The organism is Photobacterium sp. SKA34 (assembly GCF_000153325.1).
Lineage (GTDB): Bacteria > Pseudomonadota > Gammaproteobacteria > Enterobacterales > Vibrionaceae > Photobacterium.
Window position 1 is genome coordinate 355,659 of the sequence record NZ_CH724141.1, and the last position, 21,323, is coordinate 376,981.

17 protein-coding genes are annotated in these 21,323 nt (G+C 38.2%); 9 read left to right on the forward strand and 8 right to left on the reverse strand.

Going from position 1 to position 21,323, the window contains the following annotated elements:
• Positions 1-88: 88 nt before the first annotated feature.
• From SKA34_RS03020 to SKA34_RS03030, 3 genes are all read right to left on the reverse strand, one after another.
• Positions 89-724 carry a RimK/LysX family protein gene (locus SKA34_RS03020; RefSeq protein WP_232284203.1) on the reverse strand — a complete coding sequence of 212 codons (636 nt, stop codon included), beginning with the start codon at positions 722-724 and terminating at the stop codon, positions 89-91.
• 87 nt (positions 725-811) lie between these two features.
• Positions 812-1,708 (reverse strand): phosphotransferase, encoded by an 897-nt coding sequence (locus tag SKA34_RS03025; protein WP_006644036.1) that lies wholly within the window; start codon positions 1,706-1,708, stop codon positions 812-814.
• 382 nt (positions 1,709-2,090) lie between these two features.
• Complete coding sequence (locus tag SKA34_RS03030; protein WP_039859640.1) at positions 2,091-2,558, reverse strand: GNAT family N-acetyltransferase; 468 nt, start codon at positions 2,556-2,558, stop codon at positions 2,091-2,093.
• Between the two features lie 148 nt (positions 2,559-2,706).
• Here SKA34_RS03030 and SKA34_RS03035 point away from each other — a divergent pair, with 148 nt between their 5' ends.
• Both SKA34_RS03035 and SKA34_RS03040 read left to right on the forward strand, forming a co-directional pair.
• A complete protein-coding gene (locus tag SKA34_RS03035; protein ID WP_006644038.1) occupies positions 2,707-4,635 on the forward strand; it encodes a S9 family peptidase in 1,929 nt (642 codons plus the stop codon).
• Positions 4,636-4,981: 346 nt separating this feature from the next.
• Positions 4,982-5,359 (forward strand): DUF2541 family protein, encoded by a 378-nt coding sequence (locus SKA34_RS03040; protein ID WP_006644040.1) that lies wholly within the window; start codon positions 4,982-4,984, stop codon positions 5,357-5,359.
• A 76-nt stretch (positions 5,360-5,435) separates the two neighbouring features.
• On the opposite strand, the gene SKA34_RS03045 is transcribed toward SKA34_RS03040, so the two are convergent.
• A complete protein-coding gene (locus SKA34_RS03045) occupies positions 5,436-5,774 on the reverse strand; it encodes a gamma-glutamylcyclotransferase family protein (protein WP_006644041.1) in 339 nt (112 codons plus the stop codon).
• Positions 5,775-5,985: 211 nt separating this feature from the next.
• On the opposite strand from SKA34_RS03045, the gene SKA34_RS03050 reads away from it, so the two are divergent.
• Together SKA34_RS03050 and SKA34_RS03055 are read left to right on the forward strand one after the other, a co-directional pair.
• Positions 5,986-7,632, forward strand: a complete 1,647-nt coding sequence (locus SKA34_RS03050) for an ABC-ATPase domain-containing protein (RefSeq protein ID WP_006644042.1) — start codon at positions 5,986-5,988, stop codon at positions 7,630-7,632.
• Between the two features lie 198 nt (positions 7,633-7,830).
• Positions 7,831-9,129, forward strand: a complete 1,299-nt coding sequence (locus tag SKA34_RS03055; protein ID WP_006644043.1) for a DEAD/DEAH box helicase — start codon at positions 7,831-7,833, stop codon at positions 9,127-9,129.
• A gap of 74 nt (positions 9,130-9,203) precedes the next feature.
• On the opposite strand, the gene SKA34_RS03060 is transcribed toward SKA34_RS03055, so the two are convergent.
• Entirely contained in the window at positions 9,204-10,226 is a 1,023-nt protein-coding gene (locus SKA34_RS03060) for an HAD family phosphatase (protein ID WP_232284204.1), read from the reverse strand.
• A 75-nt stretch (positions 10,227-10,301) separates the two neighbouring features.
• Complete coding sequence (locus SKA34_RS03065; RefSeq protein ID WP_006644045.1) at positions 10,302-12,152, reverse strand: beta-ketoacyl synthase; 1,851 nt, start codon at positions 12,150-12,152, stop codon at positions 10,302-10,304.
• 156 nt (positions 12,153-12,308) lie between these two features.
• On the opposite strand from SKA34_RS03065, the gene SKA34_RS03070 reads away from it, so the two are divergent.
• Positions 12,309-13,286 carry a GlxA family transcriptional regulator gene (locus SKA34_RS03070; protein WP_006644046.1) on the forward strand — a complete coding sequence of 326 codons (978 nt, stop codon included), beginning with the start codon at positions 12,309-12,311 and terminating at the stop codon, positions 13,284-13,286.
• 81 nt (positions 13,287-13,367) lie between these two features.
• On the opposite strand, the gene SKA34_RS03075 is transcribed toward SKA34_RS03070, so the two are convergent.
• The gene (locus SKA34_RS03075) at positions 13,368-15,254 is read right to left on the reverse strand and encodes a DEAD/DEAH box helicase (RefSeq protein ID WP_039859642.1); all 1,887 of its coding nucleotides are present in this window, start codon (positions 15,252-15,254) and stop codon (positions 13,368-13,370) included.
• Between the two features lie 739 nt (positions 15,255-15,993).
• On the opposite strand from SKA34_RS03075, the gene SKA34_RS03080 reads away from it, so the two are divergent.
• The 4 genes from SKA34_RS03080 to SKA34_RS03095 all read left to right on the forward strand — a co-directional run bounded on the left by SKA34_RS03080 (position 15,994) and on the right by SKA34_RS03095 (position 20,736).
• On the forward strand, positions 15,994-18,018 hold the full coding sequence (locus tag SKA34_RS03080; protein ID WP_006644048.1) for an exoribonuclease II: 2,025 nt from the start codon (positions 15,994-15,996) through the stop codon (positions 18,016-18,018).
• Positions 18,019-18,093: 75 nt separating this feature from the next.
• Positions 18,094-18,669 carry a DUF1415 domain-containing protein gene (locus SKA34_RS03085; RefSeq protein WP_006644049.1) on the forward strand — a complete coding sequence of 192 codons (576 nt, stop codon included), beginning with the start codon at positions 18,094-18,096 and terminating at the stop codon, positions 18,667-18,669.
• 144 nt (positions 18,670-18,813) lie between these two features.
• The gene (locus tag SKA34_RS03090; protein WP_006644050.1) at positions 18,814-20,055 is read left to right on the forward strand and encodes a GGDEF domain-containing protein; all 1,242 of its coding nucleotides are present in this window, start codon (positions 18,814-18,816) and stop codon (positions 20,053-20,055) included.
• 495 nt (positions 20,056-20,550) lie between these two features.
• On the forward strand, positions 20,551-20,736 hold the full coding sequence (locus tag SKA34_RS03095) for a hypothetical protein (protein WP_006644051.1): 186 nt from the start codon (positions 20,551-20,553) through the stop codon (positions 20,734-20,736).
• A gap of 52 nt (positions 20,737-20,788) precedes the next feature.
• On the opposite strand, the gene SKA34_RS03100 is transcribed toward SKA34_RS03095, so the two are convergent.
• Complete coding sequence (locus SKA34_RS03100) at positions 20,789-21,064, reverse strand: PepSY domain-containing protein (protein WP_006644052.1); 276 nt, start codon at positions 21,062-21,064, stop codon at positions 20,789-20,791.
• Between the last annotated feature and the right edge of the window lie 259 nt (positions 21,065-21,323).

Sequence of the window (21,323 nt, forward strand, 5' to 3'; positions counted from 1 at the left end):
ATTTAAGTACTCTCTATCAGAATCTGTAGAGAATAAGAACGATAAAAGCGAAGCAACTGTATTCGACTAACCGAATCATACTTCGCTTTTATTTCTTTGCTCGTCCTTGAATATAATCATATTTTCTATTTTGTATCGCGAGATCACGTAAAAAGTTCTCACCTAATACAATACCGTTACCACCATTGATCAACACATATTCAATTTCTTCATTAATATCGCCAAGTTTGGTTCTTAACTTTACAACAGGTAAGGGTTTATCGCTTTTTTCTGGTACTTTAACTTTTTCAAGAATGGCAAATTTATATTCTTTATCAAGCAGTTTAAACTTAACCCAATCTTTTCCATCACGTTCAAATTCGACTAAATCACTTACACCGATGCGTGAATTTGTTGATACAAGATCAATATAGGCTGCAAAATATTCTGTTGATGAAGCAAGTAAGATCCACTCATGTCGCCCTAAAATAAACAACCCATCTTGAGTTTCTTTCTTTACTGATGAATTTGCTGATTTTGTACTGTTATGTGCAAGGATTAAATCGCTTGAAGCATTAAACTGAGTATCACTGGCATGAGGAAGAGAAAGATCAGAAGACTGACTCAAAGGATCTGGGATAGAAGAAACAGGAAACTTAGATGATGTAACATGATTATCAGCCATAGATTGATAACTGACTAACAATAAAACAAACGCAGATACTCGACTTACTTTATTCATCATAAGTTAACCTTTTCGTTATTCTTTTATACCCACACCTTACAAAACATAATACTTACAAGGGGAAATAGGCAACTATTTCCCTCAAACTCATTGCATACTCATGGCTGCTTCAAACTTATTAAACTTATTTGCTAACCAGTTTTCATCATACCAACCCATATTTCGACTGTGTTTCGCATCATCCCACAAACTAAAGAAATAACGTCGTGCTTCAAAGCCATCATCTAACTGACGTTTTTCAATATAGCGTTCGGCGATATGCGTATCACCACGTACATCAAATAAATGGATCACATCGAGTTCACGGTGTTTAAAACCGCTATCACAAGGATCAAGTAACCCTGCAACTTTAAACGTATTAGGATCAAATAATACATTCGCTAAATGACAATCATCGTGAACGAAAGAAGACGCTTCATGAGCAATAGGTGCTAGTATTTCTCTACGACGTTCCCATAGCTCAGTATATTGATCTTTGATCTTTGAACTAAATGGCGATGCTGAACAAGAAAGGTATTTGTATACATCTTTCATCCAGTCATCGAACGCATTATTAAAATCACCATCAAAGCCTCCATTAGTTAATTCAAAGCCTTGTGGATGATTATGCTCATGTAATGCGAGTAAAATATCTGTGTAATCTTCACGGAATGTCTCTATAGCGAATTTATTATTGGGTAATTCATTCGCAGGTCGACCTTCGAGCCAATCTAGCACGATATAGTCATACCCTTCTTCACGACCAAATAAATAGATCTGCGGTACAGGACAACTCACAATAGAGCGTAACTTCTGTAAACACGCAACTTCTTTACTTATTCGGCCCACTTCTCGTGAAAACTTAACAACAATCTTTGCCTTCCCTGTGGCAAGAAATACAACCCAACCATAAAAGGTTTCCTGAATATCACATACAACAGCTTTTTGTCGGAACATTGCGAAAAACGATTTTTCAGCAATATTTTTTAGCTGGGCTCTATTCATATTTTGTACCTTGGATGTTATCTAGCAACTGTAACCAATAAATACCAAATAAGCATAAACATCTGGTTTTATTAGTTTTTTAATCTTTATTATGGGTTAAGAATGCAACATAACAGCCAATATGACCAGTCGACACAGTAAATAAAACTTAAAATTTCTTACTTTTGGTTACATTTGATTTTTTACAGAGCTTTACCTCCGTACACTAGCTAAAAATTAGCGAATAAAACTCTTTTTTAGCAATAAATAAAAAGTGTGTTCTAGTTCACCAAATATAAGCAAAATAAAAAACGATACACAGAGGAATGCGATATATATTTCATTATTCCAAATAAGACTAATGCGAAATACTATCACTTAATAATAACGTAATTCGGCTACCCTAAATTTCATGATACATAATTTCTTGTGGCCCAAATAAACCTCCAAGATAACGCTCACCTGTAAAAGCGAAACCAGCCGTTTCATAGCAACGCTTTGCCACTGTATTTTTGCAATTTACTGTTAAATAAATCCTTTGATAATTTGAGTAGTTCTTCGCTAAATAAGTAAATAACGCCATTAATGCTTGTTTACCAATACCCTTGCCTTGTAATTTTTGGTCTATAACAAAGGTTCGCAAACCAACACAATTTTCAGAGCAAAAATCCACATCACGAAAGTAAGCAATATCTATTTTAAAAAAGCCTACAATATGGCTATCCTGCTTAATGACATGAAGATGCATTGTTGCAGATTCACTTTCTAAAAAATCTTCTGCTGTAGCGGCAAATAGGATTTGATCCTCAAATAAAGACACCGCTTTCACACCCTCTTGATCCTTCTCTGTATATCTCGAAATTACAAGCATATTAAGTCCTATCAACTGCATTTTAAGTAAGCACTATTCCGATCGCAATTTTACTATAAACAGTATGTGAATTATTAACTATTCATAATAAAAGCTTAGTAATTCATTTATTATCTTTTTATATTTAGTTGGCTATATTGAGAGTATAATGAAACTTATACAAACCATATTACTGAGCAGTGCTCTTCTTCTATTAATAACTGGATGCATTCGACCTAAAGAAGCAACACACCAATCTTTGACAACTCAACAACTACCTATCTTGCTAGATTTTAAAGATCTGACTACAGCAACAAACGGTACACACTCATACCAAATCTCACCTGATGGTGAGAAATTGGCCTGGCTAAAAGACAGTTTCGACAACAATGGTAACCCTTATACTGCGCTACACTTTAAGAATTTAAAAACTGGTGAAAAAGGTAAATTTAATTATTGGGTTTCATTCTTTGAATGGATGCCTGATAGCCGTAACCTTATTTATATGCCTCACTTTGACGATATGAAATCTAAAATATTCTTTTTAGATACGAAGTTTCCAACACGGCAATTAACCCCTTTTTATGATAAAGATAACCAGATATATGTCGTAGATAAATTACGCAACGATCCGGAAAATATTATTGTAAGGCATAACGGTGGCGATGCTAAAATCTTCAATTTATACCGCTTAAATATTAAAACAAAAAAAGAAACATTATTATTTAAAGTCGATAAAGAATTAACAATAGATGGATTTATTATTGACGACAGAGTTAAAGGCGGTTCAATTTTCGCTTATATAAAAGATAAGAGAAAAATATATAAATTTGGTACAGATAAACTGTTATTTGATGCAGGTAAAAATGGTGAAGTTGCACATGCAATGTTGAATCATAGCAACAATACCCTAACTATTTTAGCTAATAATAATTCCGACAAGACTCAACTTATTAAGCTAGATCTTGCAACAAATGCCATTAATACTCTTTATTCAAATGATACTGTTGATGTAGACAAATATTACTATGACAATAATCATGCTCCAGCATTAGCAGCCAGTTATCCTGATTATCAAGAAATCATAACTTTTAATCCTAATTATAAAAAATTAGCCTCTAATTTTTATCAAAAAGGTAAAAGTGGAATAGTTATTTTTAGTACTGACAGTAAAAATGAGAAATTCACATTAAGCCAGTATAATGAATACGGATATAATATTTACTTGTATGATGCAACTAACGACAAGAAAGAACTGTTATCACAAAGTAAATCACATCATTACACGCAATTTCTTGCCAGCCAAAAGCCCATTCAGTTCACGAGTCGAGATGGTTTAACCCTCAACGGTTATATCACCCTACCTAATGGGATTAAAGCCAATAATCTTCCAACGGTATTGCTGGTTCACGGGGGCCCACATCTTCGTGACTATTGGGGCTTTAATACTGAAGCACAATTACTTGCCAACCGTGGCTATGCGGTTATTCAAGTTAATTTCAGGGGATCTATGGGTTACGGCTATGCGTTTACATCTTCAGGTTATGGTGAGTTTTCTAAAGCTATGCATAACGACCTTATTGATGGTGTGAATTGGGCAGTAGAGCAAGGAATAACAGATCCGAACAATGTCGCAATTATGGGCGCTAGTTACGGTGGATACGCAACCTTAGTTGGTATGACACTAACCCCTGACAAATTTGCTTGTGGTATTGATATTTTTGGTATGTCGGATCTAGAACTAATGGTAAATAACTTCCCTGAACCATGGAAGCGACATGAAGATATTTGGGTGAACTATATTGGTGATTTCAACGATCCAGATATGAAACAGCAACGCGCACAGCAATCGCCAATCAACTTTGTTAACAATATGAATGCACCTCTGTTAGTCATTCAAGGTGACAGTGATGCTGTTGTGATCCCAGAGCAATCTCGACGTTTTGTGGAAGCGGCAAAGAAAGCAGGAAAAAATGTGCAATATTGGGAAATGAATAACGTTGGTCATCATTATGGTACCCCAACACAAACAAGAAAACTTGCGAGAAAAGTTGATAATTTCTTAAGCCAATGTATTGGTGGTCGCTCAGCAGGATAATTATGAGTAATATACGGTGTCATCTCCATTTCGGATGGCACCACGTTTTTCTTCTTATGCATTATTGCTCAAACTGATTTTCTCATAGCGACAATATAGCCAAATGTGATTGCGCTACACGCAAACACGTTAACAAAGATATGTAGTTCGATAATAGCAGTCATAAATTAGAACCTTAATATTAGTGCTTTGCCAACTCGACTAATAACCAAAATAAAACAAAAAACGCCCAACTATTTGACATATGTTCTGTATTACTAAATTACAGATACTTACAACTCATTATTTAACCATTTCGAATTTATCTCATTATAATCAGTTCAGTTTTTACTTATGAGATTTCTTTATGAAACTAAAAGCGACAATGGCTGCTACAATTATGCTTTCTTCGATGGCATTTTCAACAACAGCTTCAGCTGATACATTTACCTTAGGTCGTACTATTCTTCTTGAAGCTAAAAATAGTCACGCTAAAATCCCTGTACCACTTTGTCGTAATACTAAATCGATTCAGATTAAAGCTGAACGTGATGTGTTTTTAACAAAAGTAGTCTTTAAATTTCAAAATGGCTCTTCGCGCGTATTCCAGTTTCAACGCAAATTAGATAAAAACGAAAAAACAGATTGGCGTCGATTCTCTTATGAGCGCTGTGTAACAGATATTCAAGTGCATGGCCGTGCTGAAGATGGCAGTGCTGGCATTAAAGTTCTCGGTCGTCGATAAGCCAATTTATTTAAAAATAAGAGTGCTATTAATAGTGCTCTTGTTTTTTATATCTCTATAATATTGCCAGACTGACTTACATTTCAGTTGGACTTAAACGATACACAAATGCGGATTGTTCAGAGCCATCGTCAAGAATAACGGTGATCACTACACGGTCATACCCCTCGCCTTCGAAGTCATCAATACGCCGCCAATGCGCTGCCAATTCATCAGACGTAAAGAGTAAGCCTTGAACACGTTCCCCTTCTGATTGCGGTACAAACGCAGGATAACCTAATGTAGCTCCTTTACCGTTTGGGTAAATAAATCCAGTTGCACTCGCTTTTTGCCAAGAACCTTTCAAATCAGAAAGCACGTAGGCATTAGATTGTTCTGGCGCTAAAGTGCCATAAACGAATAGTGTATTAAGCACGAATGAATGAGTCCTCACTACAAGTCACATCTTATTAACTAAACTATAAACCTAAGGACACGTCATATTTAAAGCAATAATGAAAAAGCACTAATTATTGTGATCTCGTTTAAAGTTTACATGCTAACTATCAGACTTTAGTGTAATATCCAGCCCCCGAACACACTAGATTCTCGGTGCTGTGCACCATAACGAACGATATCGAGGCGATATGCAATTACTCGAAGCCAAACTCCATAAAATTGACCGTCATAATTACCGCAGCTATACGAGTATGCGCGGTGAATACCACTTCGTTGATTTCGACTTTTATATTGATACCGTTCAATCGGATCCGTTTGCTCCGGCTTCTCGTGTACGTGCCCGTCGTGCATGGTCACTCACTGATCTAGAATGGTTACGTGAAAAATCTCCAGTCTATCAATGTGCAGCACGAGATTTTATTGCTCGCTTTTTTGCTGATTTATCACAACAAGATAATGCAGTACTTATTGATATGCCAGGACAAGTGATCCTTGACCGTACGGCGGTGGTATTTGATGACGAAGGTATTGAATTACGTTTTCGTGTAAACCTTCCGGCTGACGGTCGTACCATCATTGCCAAGCGCACAATGAATCTATTAACTTTCCACCTTCCAAAAATGATCCGCCGTGCAACGATTGCACGCGAATTACCAATGGAAGAGTTAAAAGCCCATTGTGAAGCAGCAGAAGATCAAGTAGCACTTCGCGCACAGTTAAAAGCGCATAAGCTATTAGCCTTTGTTGCTGATGGCAGCATTCTTCCTCGCCTTGCTGGTAATAGTGATTTACCACTTCCGAATGCTGTACCTTTTACAAGCCCTGATAATCTATCAGTTGAGCTTGAAGCACCTTACAAAGGTAAAATCCGTGGTATGGGTATCCCTGAAGGCATTACCTTAATTGTTGGTGGTGGTTTTCATGGTAAATCAACGCTATTAAGTGCCATTGAGCGTTCTGTTTACGATCATATCCCTGGTGATGGTCGAGAGTACGTTGTAACCAATTACAATGCTGCAAAAATCCGTGCTGAAGATGGTCGTTGTGTTCATAATGTTGATCTATCACCGTACATCAGCAACTTACCTATGGGTAAAGACACCACAGCATTTACTAGCCAAAATGCATCAGGTTCAACCTCACAAGCTTCTTGGTTACAAGAATCGATTGAAGCTGGCGCTGAAGCATTATTGATTGATGAAGATACATCTGCATCAAACTTTATGATCCGTGATGAGCGTATGCAGGCACTGATTTGTAAAGAAGATGAGCCAATTACACCACTTGTTGACCGTATTGCTTTGCTTCGTGATCAGCATGATATCTCAGTAATGCTTGTTATGGGTGGCTCTGGTGACTATTTAGATGTTGCCGATACTGTTATTCAGATGCATAACTATGAAGCAGTAGATGTAACAAAAAAAGCACGTGAAGTGGTTGCTTCTCACCCTACCCGACGTAAAGCGGAAGGTACAGAAATTATTGTTCGTCCTCGTACACGCCAAATAAACCGTAGCGCGCTGCAAGCGTTACTTGAAGAAGGAAAATTCCGTATTCAAGTAAAAGATAAAACATCGTTACGTTTTGGTCGTGAATACGTTGATTTACAAGCGTTAGAACAAGTGGCTCATCCTAGTCAGTTACTTGCTATTGGTTACTTATGGTTCCAACTAGCACAACTTAAAGGTTGGGAAAAAGCCCCTGCACGTGCATTTGCTAACATGCTGCATGATAATTGGGCCGATATGATGCCTAAATACGGCGATATGTCAAAGCCTCGCGTAATTGAGGTAATGTCTGTACTTAATCGTATGCGTAAAGCTGAATTTAAGTAAAATATTTAAGTTTAATAAGCTCGTTATTTATCAAGCCCACATATCGCACTAAGCAATATGTGGGCTTTACGTTGAGATAGCGAATTAACCTACAATCAACTATAATACGTGACCATTTTTAGCGGCAAGATGATTACATTCATAAGCAACGAAGTTTATGAATGTAATCGGCTATAGCCGACAGTTTAGGAACAAAGCATGTCATTCTTATCACAAGGTTTTTCTCAGGATTTAGTTAAAGCATTAACTGAGATCGGTTATGAAAAACTCACACCAGTGCAACAAAAAGCTATTCCGCAAGCACGTCGCGGTGCTGATATTCTTGCACTAGCACAAACAGGTACAGGCAAAACTGCTGCTTTTTCACTGCCAATTATCCAAAAATTAATTGAAAAACCAAAATCAAAAAGCCGCTTTAATGTTCGTGCTCTAATTTTGGCACCAACTCGTGAGTTAGCAGAGCAAATTGCTAACAACATCAATGAGTATGCAAAATATACTGACGTAAACTGTACTGCTATATTTGGTGGTAAGAAAATGTCGTCACAAGAAAAACGCCTAGAACAAGGTGTTGATATTCTTGTTGCTACACCTGGTCGTTTAATCGAGCATATGGAGCTAAACAACGTTTCTCTCGCTAATCTTGAGTTTTTGGTCTTCGATGAAGCTGATCGTATGCTTGATATGGGCTTTATTGGTGCTATTCGCGTTATTCTTGAAGATATTCGTACCAAGCCACAAACCATGTTGTTCTCAGCAACGTCATCACCACAAATGAATTCTTTAGCGTCTGATATTCTTCATAAACCACAACGTATTACAGTAACACCTGAAAACAGTACTGCTGATACTATTGCTCACGTGGTATACCCTGTTGATGAAGACCGCAAGCGCGAAATGCTGTCAGAATTAATTGGTAAAAAGAACTGGAAACAAGTACTCGTTTTCGTTAATTACAAAGAATCTGCAAACCAACTAGTTAAAGAATTAAAACTCGATGGTATTAAAGCGGTACTTTGTCACGGTGACAAAGCACAGAGTGCTCGTCGTCGTGCATTAGAAGAGTTCAAAGAAGGCAAAGCCCGTGTAATGGTTGCTACAGAAGTTGCTGCTCGTGGTCTTGATATTCAGAACTTACCTTATGTAGTTAACTACGACATGCCTTTCCTTGCAGAAGACTATGTTCACCGCATTGGTCGTACAGGCCGTGCAGGGCAAAAAGGTAATGCAATTTCTTTTGTTAGCCGTGAAGAAGAATTAACATTGGTGCAGATTGAGCGTTTGATTGGTCAACGTATTCACCGCGTACAGTTAATTGGTTATGAACCTAAAAGCCGTGATGCACTACTAGAGCGTATGCATTCAAAGCCTGCTTTTAGCCAGCGTGAAGGGCGTAAGAATAACCCAACACAAGATCAATCAGCCGCAGAGCGTCGTGCACGTTTACGCCGCGCTATCAACATCAAAGCGACGAAGATCACTACACTTAAAAAGTAAGTTTTTCTGAATGTTTGATCCGAAATAGAAAAATTAAAAAAGCCGAGCATATCATTTTGCTCGGCTTTTCTTATTTAGGGCAATACACGCTGTTGTGATTGAGTTGGATAGATCTGACACCAATCATTTTTCATGTCGACGACTTGCCATTTATTCTGTTTCGCTGCTTCCATCAGCGCTGGTGTAAACTTACCCTCAAATGAGTCTGCACCATACTTCCACTCACGCTTTGCATCAGTGTGGTGGATTAACATACCAAGGCTAATACCTTGTTGAGAGGTCGTCCATTTCAACATCGCTTCGTCACCAGTTGAATTACCAATGGCTAAGATTGGACGTTTTCCAATAATGGTTTCAATGTTGATCGCTTTCTGTGGGCCATCATTGATGTAAATCAGCTTCTTGTTTTTCTCTAATTGACCATCTTTATAGTCATAACCAAAAGCGGTACCGAGCACATTTTGTACTGGGATATGATAAATCGCTTCGCTCCATGGTTTGACAAAAGAGCTTCCTCCGCCCGTTACAATGAAGACATCAAATTGGTGAGCTTGTAAATAATCAATCAGTTCAATCATTGGTTGAAATACCAACGATGTATAGGGACGCTTAAAGCGTGTTGATTCATTACTTTTAAGCCAATTAAGTACGTCTTGCTTATATTCAGCAGGCGTCATGCCTGATTGCGCCGTTTCTAAGATAGGTACTAATGCATCCCATCCTTTTTTGAAAATTGCATCAGTATTGTTATTTAAAACCCAACTATAAGGTGTAGTAGTTTTCCACTCTGGATGATTAGCACTCTTCTTTTTGATTTGATCAAAAGCAAATAAAAACTGAGTATAGGTTGGCTTTTCTGACCACAATGTGCCGTCATTATCAATCACAGCAATACGATCAATGGGGGTCACATAATCCTTACTACCCTCTGTCGTTACTTTCTCAACAAAATTCAATAATGCACTTCTTGGTTGACTATTTGACCATAACGGCAACAAGGCCGTGTTCTGCTGACACTCAACACTGAAAGCCGGTAAGGTAAACAGTGATAACACTATACCCACAAGCCTTATTACCATAGCTTGATTCTTATTCACACTGACATTCCAGATATTAAAAAGGGTAAGTCAAATAATAACTTACCCCTTTAGAATTGCGAGAAAATATACCTATTAAATATAATCTAAATATGGATTTTTTGAACTAAGTTCAATTGCTTGCTCAAATTCAGATAAACGAAGGCTATCTTGTGTCATGGTAATTGAATTCTCATCCATCACCGCTTCACCAAAGTGATAACGAATGGTTTCTTGCCCGTAGCAAGCGGCTTTATCATTACTACACGATGCATCAGAAATAGCTTGGTTAGACTGATAATAGCTGGCCATAACATTCTGACCATGTTTTGCTGTTAACATTGTCAGTGTTTGCTTAGGTGATAAAACAAGACCTGAAGCATTATTACCACCAAACCCTTTTGCATTTAATATAACCGCTTTGTAATCTTGCCCCATTTCGCCTGCAAATTGATGGTCCATTAATATATTCAGGTTTGAGTGATGAACATCGTCTGCAATATGGTCAATGGTTTTAATTCCTGGGATCCAACCGTGTTGCCATACGCCAAGTGATGCGACGAGCTGATCCCCAGCAGCTGCACTCATTGAATGTCCAACATAGGATTTGATTGCGGTTACAGGCCAACTATCAATATTATACGTTTTAGCCACTTCATTAAGAATATGACTTTCTGTTACACGGTTTTGAGGCGTGCCTGTACCATGCGCTTGAACAAAGGTTTGCTTAACGCCTTCTTCCCCCAAAATCGCTTTGGCTAATGCTGCAGCTTTTGCAACCGTAATATAGTTACCTACACCGGGTGCTGAAATAGACTTTTTATTTGCGTCAGCATTGACGAAGACATCAGCCACTGAACCATAAATATTAGCCCCTAGTTTAAGCGCTAGTTCATCATCCATTAACACAACAAACTGTGCTGATTCAGCCATCGTGAAGCCAGCATTAGCAGAAAATGGACGACAGGCACGGCGATTATCAACTTCATCGCAACTATCAAGCGCTTTTAATTGGGCATCTTCTGCCAGTGCGCCCATAACACGGAAGCCTTCCATAATTTCAGGTATAACAGGTGCTTCAGCATTACCAACAATCACTACTTTTGATTTACCATTCTGAATGTCGTACATGCCTTGGCGTAGGTTATACAAAAACGTCGCACAGGCCCCCATGTTAGTACCAGTAGTCCCGACACTATTAATTACGTAACCATTAATAAAATCAGCCGGCATTTCAGCCAATGACAGCGCCATCATTTTAGAACTAACACGCCCACCAGTAAGAGGAGCAGCAAGCATACCACCCAGTGAGTTATCGTCGATTTGTGCTAAACCACTCCCCGCATAAACTGACACTTCATCGGGTTTAATATGTTTAAGAATTTCATCCCACTCAACACCTAATGAGTTTAATGCATCTGATGCACCATAGATGGTTAAGCTAAGCCCACGAGGGTGAAAACGTGAGTTGTATAAAGAAGCTGGATTGAAACCAGCAGGAATATTTCCGCCACTGGTAACAGGGAAAGCAACACGATCTTCAATCAATGCATCAAGGTTACCATTAACCGTGATATGTACTTTACTCCCATCCACTACCACGTCCCAATTATCAGGAATTTTGGTCGGCAACTTCGACTTACGTAAAGTAAAACAGATCTTATCGTTGTCCGTATTTAAATTAGCTTTGTATTGATACAGTAAATTATCAGGATCAAAAGAATCGACACGACGAACAAATGTACCTGTCTTAATCGCATCAATGACTTCAGAAGTAACGTTATTATCTATTTCCAATCCCATTCGAGAGGCGAGATCTTGCCATGTTGATTCCATCACATCAGCTGAGAGAACATCAGCAACCATCAATTTATAGCTATGAAAGCCTGAACTACGACCAGCAGCATTAATGCCACCTAAACCTACAATTAACGGTAACTTTGCCATTTAAAATCCCTGACTTTTATTTAAACACTGTTTTAAAACAGGATAACAGTATTGAATTGTTTATCACCTTATATATGTGCCAAAATAACTGCCATATGCGCCACATCTAAAAATAACAAACAACATAACTAATATTCTGATCACACAGGGGAAGGTATGAGAATTGGATTTGTGCTCTATCACCGAGCTTTGATCACAGGAATATCACTAAGCGCTGAAATGCTAACCAGTGCAGCTAGCCTTCGTGATCGAAAGAGCCAAAAAGAGACCCCATTTGAAATAAAGGTGATTGCTCCTGGCCTAATATCACCCAAATTAACTGCAGGTATTCGTATTCAACCAGATTGTACCTTTGCAAATGACGATTCATTTGATGTCATTATATTACCGCCCATGTGGGGGAACCCATTAGCTTCACTTACCAAGCATCCTGAAATTCCTCATTGGCTCATTAAGCAGTACCAAAATGGCGCTAAAATTATTGCGACAGGAACTGGCGTTATCTGGCTTGCTGAAACGGGTTTATTAGATCATCAAACAGCCACAACTCACTGGTATTTTCACGATAAATTCTCTCAATTATATCCAAAAGTAAAACTCAATAAGCAGGCATCAATCACATCTGCCAATGGGCTTTATTGCACTGAAAGTATTAACTCACAAACAGAAATGGTGCTGTATTTTATAACGAATAATTTTAGTCAGAAGATTGCCAAAACGATAGAGACACATTATGGACATGAGATCAGTAAATCCGATCATCAACCATTTTATGAAATTGGAGGGCAGGTACAATTTGATGAATCAATTGCTTTAGCGCAAGACTGGATCAGACTGAATATGAACAAATCGATCACCGCAAAAAGTATGGCAGAACATTGCCAGCTACCTTTACGTACTTTCAACCGTAAATTCAAAGATCAGGTAGGGTTGGCACCTCACCAATATCTTCAAAAGATGCGAATGGCTACCGCGAAAGAGCTTCTGCGCGATTTTGGAATGACAATCAATGATGTTTCAGAACAAGTTGGTTATAAAGATACCTATCATTTCTCTACCATATTTAAAAAAGAGTTCGATGTTACTCCGAATCAATACCGAAAAATGGTAAGAGCTAAAGCCTATAACGCCTAAACACATTCCAGAACGGAACAATAGACACAAAAAAGCCGAGTTAATTAACTCGGCTTTTATTTAGCAATTTAATTTAATAAATTATGCTTCTGTATGAGGCTTACGAGGTGCACCATCGCGGTTGCCACGGTAACCACCACGAGTATCATTACCACGATTGCGGTCAAAACGACGCTCGCCACCACGCTCACCACCACGATTGCCATCACGGTTACCACGGTAGCCACCACGGTTGCCGTCACGATTACCATCACGGTTACCGCTACGAGGACGGTGTTCACGAAGAACTTCGCCTTCAACAACTACAGCTTTAACATCATTTTGACGAATGCGTAGTTTCTTAAGCTGAGAAGCCACTTCTGCTGTCATCTTCTTAGGAAGCTGAACAAAAGTATGCGTTGGAGCAAGTTTGATTGCACCAATAAACTCTTTGCTTAAGCCTAGTTCGTTTGCGATTGCGCCAACGATATCTTTAACCTGAACACCTTGCTCACGACCAACTTGTAACTGATAAGTATCCCAATCAGCATTGTTGTATGAACGACGTTCACCGCGCTCGCGACGGTCACCACGCTCACCGCGGTCACGATCGTTACCACGACGCTCACGGCGTTGTGATTCACGTTCGATAGCTGCGATCATTGGGTCTGGACCTTTATAGAATAAAGGACGGTTACCTTGCTGACGCTGAAGAAGCATTGCTGCTAGTGTTGCTGCATCAACATCGATTGACTCTTGTAGTTTTTCTACAAGTTCAACAAATGCTTCTACACTTGTTTGTTCTTTTTGTGCTGCTAGTTCTTCACCTAAACGGTTTAAACGAGATGCAGCAACTAAATCACGTAGAGGAAGTTGAATTTCTTCCATGCGAGATTTAGTAACACGCTCGATAGTACGAAGCATACGAATTTGGTTTGTGCGAACTAATAGAATCGCTTTACCAGCACGTCCTGCACGACCTGTACGACCGATACGGTGAATATAAGATTCAACATCAAACGGGATGTCGTAGTTAAATACGTGAGTAATACGTGGAACATCAAGACCACGTGCTACAACGTCAGTTGCAACTAGAATATCGATAACACCACGTTTGATGTGATCAACAGTACGCTCACGTAGCGACTGTGGAATATCACCGTGAAGTGCCGCAGCTTTAAAGCCACGAGATGATAACCAATCAGCTAGACGCTCAGTATCTTGACGAGTACGAACGAATACGATTGATGCATCAGTATCTTCAGTTTCAAGTAGACGACTCATTGCTTCGTCTTTCTCTACGCCTTTAACAACCCAGAACTGCTGCTCTACTTTAGAAACAGTACGGTTTTCACCAGCAACATCGATACGTGCAGGGTTACGTAGGAAACGATCAACGATTTCTTTAACAATTGGAGGCATAGTTGCAGAGAAAAGCACACGCTGTGCTGTTTCTGGTGCTTGTTCCATGATCCAAGTTACATCGTCAACAAAGCCCATCTTCAACATTTCATCAGCTTCATCAAGCACAAAAGTATGTACTTCGTCTAGTTGAAGTTGCTTACGTGAGATAAGGTCTTTAACACGACCAGGTGTACCAACAACGATATGAGCACCATTTTTAAGTGCACGCATTTGATCAACGATTGAAGCACCGCCGTAAATCTCAAGAACCTTTAAGCCTTTGATATTTTGACCAAGTACTTTAATTTCCGCAGCAACCTGAATTGCAAGCTCACGCGTTGGAGCCATAACAATTGCTTGTGGCTTGTGCTGAGATAAGTCAACTTTGTTTAGTACAGGCAGTGAGAATGCTGCTGTTTTACCAGTACCTGTCTGCGCTTTACCAAGAGCATCAGTACCAGTTAATAGTAGAGGTATAGACGCTGCCTGAATCGGCGTTGGCGCTACAAAGCCCATGTTATCTAGTGCAGATAGAAGTGTGTCGGCCAAGTCTAGTTGGCGAAATTCTGTTACAGTTTCTTGCATTGGGATCCCAATATATGAACGACTTAAAAACGGGGCCCCTTTGCTACATACGGGTTCTGCAACAGCAACCTCAAGCACGGGCCTCGACTAATAGGGGGCGTATTGTGAGGTAATACTTGATAAAAAGCCAGAAAAAATTGAGGAATGTCACAAAATAAGTCTTAAATTACTATTTCTTGAACAATTAGCACATCAGATAAACATAAATATTCATAGACTAGTTATTATTTAACCTATCTTACTGTTAATACTTTAAATATACTGAATAAAGTAACCTTAATAGTTAATCATCTCTCATTAGTAGCCAACCGTTTCTTATCTTATAAATAGAATTTCAAATTCCTTTCCTTTATCTTTCTTATTTGAAAGCTGACTAATTAACACTCACCAATGCGCTTTAACTTCACTCTAAAAATAACAACCATAAAACACTGATAAATAACATCATTACAGCATCCCCTCTTCAATTAATTCAAGACTTATTTATCAATCACTAGTTAAAACATTAAAAAGGTCGTATTAGCACCCATTTATAATCTTAGCGCTTTATTTTTAACACCTTTACATTTCCCATCTTAACCTTTTCACTAAAATTTTTTAGGCGTTATGCAAAATATGCATCGCTTTTATTAAATTCTATTAATGAAAAGCACATTTAATGAAAATATCCTGCTCAAATATTGGTTTTATCACCCCAAAAAAGTATAGTGTCAACGTCAATAATCTGAGACCAGGTATAATGTTTCAAGATAATCCGCTGTTAGCACAGCTTAAAAAGCAAATTCAAGAAACACTTCCTAAAAAGGAAGGTTATATCAAAGCAACTGAACGTGGCTTTGGCTTTCTAGAAACCGATAACAAAGAAAGCTTTTTTGTTCCGCCTCTGTATATGAAAAACGTTATGCACGGTGATCGTGTTATGGCAGTTATTCGCACAGAAAAGGAACGTGAAGTAGCTGAGCCACAAGAGTTAATTGAACAATCAATGACACGCTTTATTGGTCGAGTGAAGCTAATTCGTGATCGCTTGCACGTTGTGCCTGATCATCCTCAGCTTAAAGATGCCATTAAAGCCAAAGCAGTCAAGGGTTTGAACCCTGAATCGCTTAAAGAAGGTGATTGGGTTGTAGCAACGCTAACCCGTCACCCTCTTACAGACAACAACAAAACATTCTTCTGTGATGTTAAAGAGAAAATCACAGACAGTAATGACAAAATTGCACCATGGTGGGTAACGTTAGCACGCCATGAACTCCCCAATGCAGAACCAGCACCACAAGAAAGCTGGACTATGCTAGATGAAGCGCTTGAACGCCAAGATCTCACTGATTTACCTTTTATTACAATTGATGGTGAATCAACTAAAGATATGGATGATGCCATCTACACAGTTGAAAATGCTGATGGTAGTTTTGATATTACTATTGCGATCGCAGATCCAACTTCTTACATTACTGTTGGCGATAAAATGGATGATGAAGCCCGTGAGCGCGGTTTTACAATCTATTTACCGGGTCGCAATATTCCAATGCTTCCTCGTGAATTAAGTGATGAGCTTTGTTCATTAATTGAAAACGAACAGCGCCCTACTCTCTGTTGCCAAGTTACTGTCGATAAAGATGGTGTTATCCAAGATAATATTACTTTCTTCGCAGCATGGATAAAATCGCAGGGCCGTCTATCTTACGATAACGTTTCTGATTTCCTAGAAAATGGTAGTTGTGCAAATTGGACGCCTAACGCTGAGATCGAACAACAAGTTCGTGCATTACAAGCGTTTGCTGACGCACGTACTAAATGGCGTAAAGAGAACGCTGTTGTATTCCCAGATCGTCCAGATTACCGTTTTGAATTAAGTGAAGATAACGATGTTGTTGCTATACATACCGATGCACGTCGTATAGCGAATCGTATGATTGAAGAGGCAATGATCACAGCTAACATTTGTGCTGGTCGTACGCTACAAGAAAAATTCGGTACTGGCGTATTTAACGTTCATAGCGGCTTTAACCCTGAAAAGTTAGATACTGCAATGGAGTTTTTAACCAATGCTGAAGCTCCTTTTGAAAAAGAGCAATTGCTTGAATTAAATGGCTTTAGTGCTTTACGTCGTTGGTTAAACACGCTTGATAGCTCTTATTTAGATAATCGCTTACGTAAATTCCAAGCATACAGTGAAGTGGCAAATACACCAGCTCCTCACTACGCAATGGGCTTAGATGTTTACGCCACTTGGACATCGCCTATCCGTAAGTATGGCGATATGATTAACCACCGCCTACTAAAAGCACTAATCACAGGTAATGAACCAAGCCAAACCCCTGATGATAATGTCGGTGATGAAATTGCCTTACATCGTCGTCGCCACCGCATGGCTGAGCGTGACGTTTCAGATTGGCTATATGTTCGATTGCTAAAAGATGCAGTTAAAAATGCTACCGTCTTTAATGCTGAGGTATTCGATATTAATCGCGCTGGTATGCGTGTACGTCTATTAGAAAATGGCGCTGCCGCGTTTATTCCTAGCTCATTAATTCTTGACAATAAAGAACGTATTAGCTGTAGCGGTGAACTCGGTATTATTACCATTGATGGCGTGAAAGAATATCAATTGGGCGATACCTTTGAAGTAACACTTGCTGAGATACGTAACACAACTCGTCAGCTTATTGCTAAACCAGTTAAACAATTCCCTGCGCCCGAAAAGCCAGAGAATACTGAGTCAGCAATGGCTGAAGAAAATAAAGAAGAAGTTAAAGCGTAAATCTTCTGTTATCACTTCAAAAAGGTCAGCCTTTGCTGGCCTTTTTTATAACTAAAATTATTGGAAAGTCAGTCTATGAAATCAACAATCGCCGAAAATGCACAAGCGCTTAATGATATTGAGCAAACTGTTCAGCAATGGCTAAATGATGTTGTGATTGGTTTAAACCTTTGCCCTTTTGCTGCAAAACCTCAACGTAACAAGCAAATTAAAGTTCATGTAAGCAGTGACAAGACTGAAAACGATCTGCTTGAATCTATTTATGTACAGCTTAAAGAACTCGATGAAACACCACCACAAGAGTTAGAAACGACACTTGTTGTCGCACCATATTTACTTGAGGATTTCGAAGACTACAATCAATTCCTTGATTTAGTCGAAGGGCTTGTCGTCCAACTGGGTAAAAGTGGCATATATCAAATCGCTAGTTTTCATCCAGGTTATTGCTTTTATGGCACAGTGCCTGAAGATGCTGAAAACCTAACAAATCGCTCACCTTATCCTATTTTTCATTTGATCCGTGAAGAAAGTATGGAAAAGGTACTCAAGCACTACCCTGATCCAGAGGCGATCCCTGAGCGAAATATTGACTGTGTTGAAAATTTAACACCAGAACAAATTAAACAACTTTTTCCCTATCTAAAAAAGTAAATAGGTAATTTAAGTTATTGATGTGTTAGCCGATATAGCTAAAATAGTGCTACGGCTAACATGTTCATGGAAGAGAATAAATACGAATAATTATTAGGCTCGTATTCGCTCGTAAACAGACGTATTTATTTAAGGTTGAGATTAATGCTCCTTTTTTCACACTTTCGTTCAGCAGGCATGCGGTTAATGATCCCGCTAACGATAGCAATCTTAATGTTAATAGCATTACCTTTTTCCACCGTATCATTGGCTAACTATCAAGATCTTCTTGTTAATATTCCCTACATTCTATTTACGATAGTTATTTTTCTGAGCCAACCATTTAATCAAGGCAGAACCGGTTATGTTGCACTAATTATGTTAGTTGCATATCTGATCATCATTCATTACCTGCAAACGCCTTTGACAGACGATAACGTTAAGCTCATTTTTACCTTACTCGCAGGTTTACTCCCCTTCAATCTTCTTCAAGTTCATATCATGCCTGATAAGCGCTTATTTTCTCATTTTGGTGCACTATTTTCTGTGTTTTTACTGTTACAAGTAGGATGGGCAGCTTTAGTATATAAACACTTCAACGGAACAGATCTTACATCTTGGTGGGATACATACCTTTTTACTTATCGAAACTTGTCGTTATTACCATTAGTTATATTTTTATTAAACCTCGCCTTGGTTTGTAGCAGCGCATCAACACTTTTGAAACGAAACCATAGTTCAGATCAAGCAGTCTTCATCTGCTTGCTGTTTAGTTTTATTACGTTTACCTTTTTCCAATACACTTTCATCTCTAGTGTTTCATTCAGTATTGTCGCGGTATTACTACTCATTAACATCATCAGTTGTAGCCATGAATTAGCCTTCATTGATCAGCTTACAGAAATCCCAGGGCGCCGTGCTTTAGATAATGAACTTAAGCATTTAGGAAGAACCTATACCTTAGCGATGATCGATGTTGACCATTTTAAAAAATTTAATGATAAATATGGTCATGATACTGGTGACGATGTACTCAAGTTAGTTGCTACTCTTCTAAAAGGCATTGATGGAGGTGGTAATGCTTACCGTTATGGCGGTGAAGAGTTCACGATTTTATTCAAAGGAAAAAGTATCGACGAATGTTTACCTTTTCTTGAAGAATTAAGAGAAAAAATTGAAAAATATAAAATGATTATTCGTGATCATGATAAACGCCCCACCAGCAATCGAGCAGGATCTAAAGCTCGCGGACAAGATAAAACATCAAAATCTGTCAAAGTAACAGTCAGTATTGGTGTTGCAGAAAACTATTTAGAACAAGAACCAGAAGATGTTTTAAAACACGCTGATAACGCGTTATATCAAGCGAAAGAGGCTGGAAGAAATCGTGTACAATGTGCACAGTAGCTAAAATCTTTATCTTCACGCAAGTAATATAAAAATAAGCCCGATATATATCGGGCTTGATAAATTATGCACTCAAATCCATAAAAATAAAGAACAACTCATCCAGTATTGATAATCAGCGGCCAAACTTTATTCAATACTATTCTTGAAGAACATCCACAAACTCTTTTTTCATTCATAGCATCAGATTATTCACAATCTGCTTGGTTTTTATCTTTTTAAAACTATCAACAAATCAAACATATCACACATATCACACATATCACACAAAACTTACAACCAATCACTTCATTTTACAAAGCGGAAGAATAGTTCGTTTATTGATATAAAATGACTATTTTCATGGACATCATGCCCATTTTATTCAATTTATTACTGCAAAAAACAGGTTATTAAGCAATTGACCTTATATTTTTAGTATAAAATTATAAGGTCAATCTCAATTGGCAATTATTCATCGTGACGTATGATAATGACATAAATGGAGGACTGAACATGAATAACCAAGATAGAATTGAAGATATCGAACAAAAAATATCTATTGCCTATCAAGAAGGTCATTTTGATCAGGCCAGGGCCCTAGAAAAGCAATTAAAGAAACTGCGGGGACACCATAATTTATATGACCAAAATGACCCTTACTCGCTAGAGGGGCGTTTTTATTATGATGATCACGACTAAAGAGTAATTATTTAATATCAGGCGATGATCAATCATCGCCGTTTTGTATTACTTAATCCAAATGCTGTTGCATGATATCACCGGTATAGAGATCCATTTCAATCTCAACACGATGACCATCTTTATTTAATGCATCGACTTCTATCTCGTTATATTCTCGTACTACCTTAATTTTTCGAAAATCATAATAGCCACCCTTTTCAAGAATTTTCATTGCCTGAGGGATGCTAATTACGTCTGAAGACTTTTCTATCGGATCGGCATGAGCTGTTGACATAAAAAACAAACTCATAGTGCTGACTGATAGCACAAATAGTTTAAATTTCATATTTTTCATCCATCTGATCTGCAGTATTTCTCAATAGCCTTAAAAAACACACAAGCTATTATTAACCAATATAAAATTAGATGTCACTACCACCGGCGATCCCATGTTATCCAATCTATAATGTGACTATTATCTCTTCCCTGCTCTCATTTCATTTAAGTGTAACGAATTCATCAATATTGAGACTCTCGATTTAGAGAATTATCTAAAAGAGTAAGACAATGTCAATTTCCTTTATCTTAATCAACAAAAACTAAAC

Bases quoted from the DNA above. Each gene is read 5' to 3' on its own strand.
- SKA34_RS03020 (WP_232284203.1), bottom strand. From the start codon at position 724: ATGATGAATAAAGTAAGTCGAGTATCTGCGTTTGTTTTATTGTTAGTC.
- SKA34_RS03025 (WP_006644036.1), bottom strand. From the start codon at position 1,708: ATGAATAGAGCCCAGCTAAAAAATATTGCTGAAAAATCGTTTTTCGCA.
- SKA34_RS03030 (WP_039859640.1), bottom strand. From the start codon at position 2,558: ATGCTTGTAATTTCGAGATATACAGAGAAGGATCAAGAGGGTGTGAAA.
- SKA34_RS03035 (WP_006644038.1), top strand. From the start codon at position 2,707: ATGAAACTTATACAAACCATATTACTGAGCAGTGCTCTTCTTCTATTA.
- SKA34_RS03040 (WP_006644040.1), top strand. From the start codon at position 4,982: ATGAAACTAAAAGCGACAATGGCTGCTACAATTATGCTTTCTTCGATG.
- SKA34_RS03050 (WP_006644042.1), top strand. From the start codon at position 5,986: ATGCAATTACTCGAAGCCAAACTCCATAAAATTGACCGTCATAATTAC.
- SKA34_RS03055 (WP_006644043.1), top strand. From the start codon at position 7,831: ATGTCATTCTTATCACAAGGTTTTTCTCAGGATTTAGTTAAAGCATTA.
- SKA34_RS03065 (WP_006644045.1), bottom strand. From the start codon at position 12,152: ATGGCAAAGTTACCGTTAATTGTAGGTTTAGGTGGCATTAATGCTGCT.
- SKA34_RS03070 (WP_006644046.1), top strand. From the start codon at position 12,309: ATGAGAATTGGATTTGTGCTCTATCACCGAGCTTTGATCACAGGAATA.
- SKA34_RS03075 (WP_039859642.1), bottom strand. From the start codon at position 15,254: ATGCAAGAAACTGTAACAGAATTTCGCCAACTAGACTTGGCCGACACA.
- SKA34_RS03080 (WP_006644048.1), top strand. From the start codon at position 15,994: ATGTTTCAAGATAATCCGCTGTTAGCACAGCTTAAAAAGCAAATTCAA.
- SKA34_RS03085 (WP_006644049.1), top strand. From the start codon at position 18,094: ATGAAATCAACAATCGCCGAAAATGCACAAGCGCTTAATGATATTGAG.
- SKA34_RS03090 (WP_006644050.1), top strand. From the start codon at position 18,814: ATGCTCCTTTTTTCACACTTTCGTTCAGCAGGCATGCGGTTAATGATC.
- SKA34_RS03095 (WP_006644051.1), top strand. From the start codon at position 20,551: ATGAATAACCAAGATAGAATTGAAGATATCGAACAAAAAATATCTATT.
- SKA34_RS03100 (WP_006644052.1), bottom strand. From the start codon at position 21,064: ATGAAATTTAAACTATTTGTGCTATCAGTCAGCACTATGAGTTTGTTT.